General features: G+C 36.7%; 1 protein-coding gene. It reads left to right on the top strand.

Annotated elements, in window-relative coordinates:
- Nucleotides 1-237: 237 nt before the first annotated feature.
- Nucleotides 238-1,095: SDR family oxidoreductase (locus G5T77_RS12545; protein WP_166139633.1), on the top strand; the 858-nt coding region annotated here is incomplete at its 3' end.

Consider the following 1,095-nt stretch of genomic DNA (forward strand, 5'->3'; position numbering starts at 1 on the left):
GGAGAGGAATCTTCCTCTTTTTTATTTTAAAGGGAGATCTCCCATGACACTTCGTAGAAAAGGGTACATCAATGAATTTGATGGCTTATTTGTGATACCAACAATCGGATTAATCCTGTTGAAATTTTATATTTCTATATTTAGAGCATAGGCAGATTGCCTGTGCTCTTTATTTTGTTTGTTTTAAATTGGTATTGAATGATACCAATATTACATGATTAATGGAGGAGATTATTTATGACATTTAATAACAATGAAAATACACGTGTGTGGTTTATTACAGGTGCAAGCAGTGGACTAGGATACGAATTCACAAAAAAAGCATTGGAGTCAGGAGAGAAGGTTGTTGGTGTTGCTAGAAATATTGAAAAACTGAATGAGTTAAAATGCCAGTTTGAAGGAATGTTACTTCCTTTAAGTCTTGATGTTACTGATAGAAGTGCTGTTTCGACTACAGTGGAAACTGCCATTAAACATTTTGGAAGACTCGATATTGTCATTAACAATGCAGGGAATATGGTAATGGGAATGATTGAAGAATTTAGTGAAGATGAAGTTAGAAGCCAAATGGAAACTAATTTCTTCGGTACAGTATGGGTAAGTCAAGCTGTTATGCCGTACTTGCGGGCACAAGAATCAGGTCATATTATCCAGATATCTAGTATTGGTGGACTGATTAGTGGTCCAATGTCGGGAATCTATAGCGCTAGTAAATTTGCTTTAGAAGGATTTAGCGAGGCTTTAGCACAAGAAGCTGCACATTTTGGTATAAAAGTATCTATCGTAGAACCTGGAGGTTACTGGACGAATCTATACTTAAAAATGAGTTTTACTACACAGAAAAAAGAGTATGATTCATTACGTGAAAAGTTGGCCCAACAATATTCAAACGAATCGGTGGATAGTGATCCTAAGTTAGCCGCCGAAGCTATAATGAAACTGGTTAATAGTGAGAATCCGCCTCTCCGATTAGTTCTGGGAAGCCTTGTATATGATTTAGCTGTTGAAAATGCAGAAAAACGTATATTTACATGGAAAGAGTGGGAATCAGTCAGTCGTTCTTCGGAACATGGGATTCCTGCACCAGAAGGATAC

Origin of the sequence: Acinetobacter sp. GFQ9D191M, from assembly GCF_011174875.1 — a bacterium.
Taxonomy (GTDB): Bacteria; Pseudomonadota; Gammaproteobacteria; order Pseudomonadales; family Moraxellaceae; genus Acinetobacter.